Genomic DNA, 4,214 nt, shown 5'->3' with positions numbered 1-4,214 from the left:
CATGACTGCTAAGGAAATGGGCTTGATTGATGACACCAAGTGGGCCTTCGCGTGGGTTGTTAATTGGCCATTGTTCGAGCACCAAGCCGAAGAAGATCGCTGGATTGCAGCTCACCACCCATTCACAATGCCAAATGAAGAAGATTTGCCATTGTTGGAGACGACAGATGGTGCGCACCAAGCACACGCGCAATCATACGATCTTGTGTTGAATGGTTATGAATTGGGTTCAGGTTCAATTCGTATTCACCGTATGGACATTCAGGAGAAGATGTTGTCAGCCCTTGGCTTCACCAAGGAAGCGGCCCACGATGCCTTTGGCTTCTTGCTTGAAGGAATGGAATATGGCTTCCCACCAATGGGTGGTATCGCCTTGGGGCTTGACCGTCTCGCCATGCTATTGGCTGGTCGTGACAATATTCGTGAAGTCATTGCGTTCCCTAAGAACTCAAAGGCCACTGAACCAATGACTGAGGCGCCAACACCGGTTGCGCAAGCCCAAATCGTTGATGATCTTGGTTTGACGGCACCTGTTTACGCAGACATTGAAGCGCCTAACATGTCTGAAGAATAATGACGACACAAAACGCTCGGGACTTTTCGTTCTGGGCGTTTTTTTGTTTCAAAAATGGGATACAAAAAAATCAGACTTTCATATTTTATTCACAAAATGAAACTATACTTTAATAAGTGGTGAGGAGGTTAGCCTCACGAAACAGAGAAAAATTTGGGGTGTTTATTATGTTTAAATGGCGACATTTAATCGCTTTAGCGGGGGTTACGCTAGGTCTGCTACTGGCAGGCAACATAACCGCATCCGCTGATCAATTATTTACAACAAGTCAGACAGAGACGCATACACAACCACTGTGGGTGAATGGTAAACAAGAGGTTGACGTAAGCTGGAATACGCCTTTGTTTACCAATGAAGACGTCGGTAAGTTGGATATGGGAGACGCCACGTTGCGAGCAGAGGTCGTTTCAAAATCTAACTTTGCGCTTAATGGTCGTGTGGCGGGCGAGGCCGATTGGCATCCCGGTACAATTACTGGGCCAAATCATGAACAGTATGATGGGTATGTGTTATTTAAGTCATCACGTGATTTAACGACGGCGGCAACCACAATGCTGTATGTGCGTTTTGGTCAGGGCGCGAATTCCGCGTATAACATGCAATTTGCGGTGTTATTTGTCAACGGTACGAATGCGAATCAAACGGAATCTTGGTATTCTAACTCGAGTTTGTGGGTTGGCATCCAGCACACTGATACGCCGGCGCCGAGCCAGCCAGAACCACCGCATGTCTTGCCGGCTGATCCAATCGCAACGCCGGAAGTTTTGCCGGCGGATGCTATTCAAATTCCTGATGTGGGCCTAATTGCACCACCGTCAGGTACGGATACAGGTGATATTAGTGCACCGACAGGCACAGATACAGGTGCAATCAGCGCGCCATCTGACACAGACACAGGCGACATTAGCGCACCATCTGGCACAGATACGGGTGACATTAGCGCACCATCTGGCACAGATACGGGTGACATTAGCGCGCCATCTGGTGTAGACACGGGAGACATTAGTGCACCGACAGGCACAGACACAGGTGATATCAGTGCACCATCCGGAACGGACACCGGTGATATTAGCGCACCGTCAACACCAGATACCGGTGACATCACGGTTAACGGTCAGACGGATGGGAGTCAACCTGATACACAGCCGGCCACATCATTGCCTAAGCAAGCTGATGATGAAGAGACTGATGCAACGCAACAGCCACCAGTAACCGATTCAGATGGGGACGATGCTAAGATTGGACCAACTACGGACAATGAGACGACCGTTGGGCCGGAACAACCGGCAGCACAAACTGATGACAAGTCAGAAACGGCTCAGTCTGGTGACGGTATTCCCGTTGCTGATGAAACGGTTCAAAGTTTGGGGACTGACACCCCAGCAACAACTGTGACTGATGCGCTGTCGAATCAAGCAGCAACCTTACCTGAGACTGGGATGAAGCGTCAGTCAATCTTGACAGTCGTTGGGTTAGGCATGCTGATTTCGCTAGCAGGCATGATTTTGGTTAAGAAAATACGGTAAAGCAGATGGAACTTATGGACCAATTGGTTTATAAGTTTTTTTGTTTATCCGGCGCAGATTTGCAATTAAGTGATAAAATCATAAAGTACAAATCGAAAGAAGCGAGAAAATGGACCAGATAGAACAGTATTTTAATCGTCATCAGTATTCAAGTCGGATTGGTAGCGCAATGGTATATGCCGTTGCGTCTGCCGTAGCCCTTAATTTTTTCTGGACGCCCGGACATATTTATTCATCCGGATTTACTGGTTTAGCCCAGTTATTAAATACCCTCTTAGAACGATTCGTCGGCTGGAAGGTGCCTGTCGGTGTGTTGTTGTTGCTGATTAATGTGCCACTGATGATTACGGCTTATCGTAAAATTGGTAAGCGTTTTGCGATGTTTACGGCCGTTGCGCTGGTTTTGGCGGCCGTCGCGATGCGCTTGGTGAGTCAGCCAGAACAATTGTGGACGCATGACCCACTTGTAATGGCAATCTTTGGTGGGGCCGTTAATGGGTTCGGAACTGGCTTAGCTTTGCGTAATGGCTTATCAACGGGTGGTCTGGATATCATCGGGATTTTGGTTCGTCGCAAAACTGGCATGAAGATGGGCGCGGTCAATTTGACCTTTAACTTCTTTATTCTGTTGGCGTCAGGTTTCTTATTTGGTCCACAATATGCATTGTATACCGGGATCGGCCTAGTGGTTAACGCGCGCGTTATCGATTTGGTCTACACACGTCAACAAAAAATGCAGGTTATGATTGTAACGGAAAAGCCTGATTTGGTGATTGAAGCGATTCAGCGAGATATTCGTCGCGGCATCACCATTGTCCACCATGCCGAAGGTGGCTATAATCACCACCATAAGGAAGTTTTGTTTACAGTCATTTCAATGTATGAACAGTATGACCTACGCGATGCAATTTATGATGTCGACCCACAAGCTTGGGCATCATTGTGGCGTATCGACCGCACGTTTGGCCGTTTTTACGAGCCAAAATTGTAAACAATTGGTTAAAAAATCTAATTATCGACAAAGCGTTGACAACAGCGCCTATTCTGGTAAACTATTAAAGAACAAAAGTGTGCGACATATATAAAAGTTGGAAACTTCACACGGGAAGGGAGGGTAAACATTATGGCAAAGACTGTTGTTCGTAAGAATGAGTCTCTTGATGATGCTCTCCGTCGCTTCAAGCGTGGTGTATCAAAGGATGGTACCTTGCAAGAGTACCGTAAGCGTGAGTTCTACATCAAGCCATCAGTACAACGTAAGTTGAAGGCTGAGGCCGCTCGTAAGCGCAAGAACAAGAAGAGCCGTTAATTCGACTCTTGCCGGGCTACCTTATTGGTGGTCCGGTTTTGTTTTATAATCATAAAATAAGTCAAACAACATTATTTGGAGGAAAATAATCATGAGTTTGCTAGAACAATTGACGTCAGATATGAAGGAAGCGATGAAGGCCAAGGATAAGGTAACGCTTGGTGTTGTCCGTATGGTTAAGGCGTCTGTATCAAATGAACAAATCAAGTTGGGTCACGATTTGACGGCTGATGAAGAATTGGCAGTTTTGTCACGCGAAATGAAGCAACGTGTCGAAGAGATGGAATCATACAAGGGATGCTGATCGGGCAGACTTGGCTGAAGAAATCCAAGGTCAAATCGATGTGTTGAAGCGCTACATGCCTGCACAAATGTCTGAGGAAGAAGTCGTTGCCATTGTTAAGGAAACGATTGCTGAAGTTGGTGCGTCATCAAAGGCGGACTTGGGTAAGGTGATGGGTGCCTTGATGCCTAAGGTTAAGGGTAAGGCTGACGGTAAGTTGGTTAACACAACGGTGCAATCATTGTTGGGCTAATTATGTCACAATGCGGGGTGATGCCCCGATACATATATGTTTGCGGTATAATAGTACTGTAATAAAAAATATTGCGAATTAGAGGGAATCCATTTTTGGCAGCACAAGTTGAAAAAATTTATCGTTTTGAAAATGCCGAGCAAGAAATTGGCTTGGTTGGACCACAAGACAGCAATTTGAAGTTGATTGAAGAGGGCGTTGGGGTGTCTTTGTCAGTCTTTGGTGATCAGTTGACCATCAAAGGTGAAGCAGAGTCCGTTGATGCAGCT

4 protein-coding genes and 1 pseudogene are annotated in these 4,214 nt (G+C 46.4%); all 5 read left to right on the top strand.

Annotated elements, in window-relative coordinates; all coding sequences use genetic code 11:
- A partial coding sequence (locus WEIDD23_RS14770) for an amino acid--tRNA ligase-related protein (RefSeq protein ID WP_347474452.1) occupies positions 1 to 574 on the top strand: 574 nt, incomplete at its 5' end.
- A gap of 167 nt (positions 575 to 741) precedes the next feature.
- Entirely contained in the window at positions 742 to 2,100 is a 1,359-nt protein-coding gene (locus WEIDD23_RS08845; RefSeq protein WP_010372990.1) for an LPXTG cell wall anchor domain-containing protein, read from the top strand.
- 109 nt (positions 2,101 to 2,209) lie between these two features.
- Entirely contained in the window at positions 2,210 to 3,091 is an 882-nt protein-coding gene (locus WEIDD23_RS08840) for a YitT family protein (protein ID WP_010372988.1), read from the top strand.
- 132 nt (positions 3,092 to 3,223) lie between these two features.
- Positions 3,224 to 3,409, top strand: a complete 186-nt coding sequence (rpsU, locus tag WEIDD23_RS08835) for a 30S ribosomal protein S21 (RefSeq protein ID WP_003610426.1) — start codon at positions 3,224 to 3,226, stop codon at positions 3,407 to 3,409.
- A gap of 91 nt (positions 3,410 to 3,500) precedes the next feature.
- Positions 3,501 to 3,945, top strand: a pseudogene (locus WEIDD23_RS08830) (GatB/YqeY domain-containing protein).
- Positions 3,946 to 4,214 lie beyond the last annotated feature (269 nt).

The sequence above is a fragment of the Weissella sp. DD23 genome, from assembly GCF_001579105.1.
Taxonomy (GTDB): Bacteria; Bacillota; Bacilli; order Lactobacillales; family Lactobacillaceae; genus Weissella; species Weissella cibaria.
Note: the sequence above shows the minus strand (reverse complement) of the source record. Positions and strands in the feature narration are given on the sequence as shown.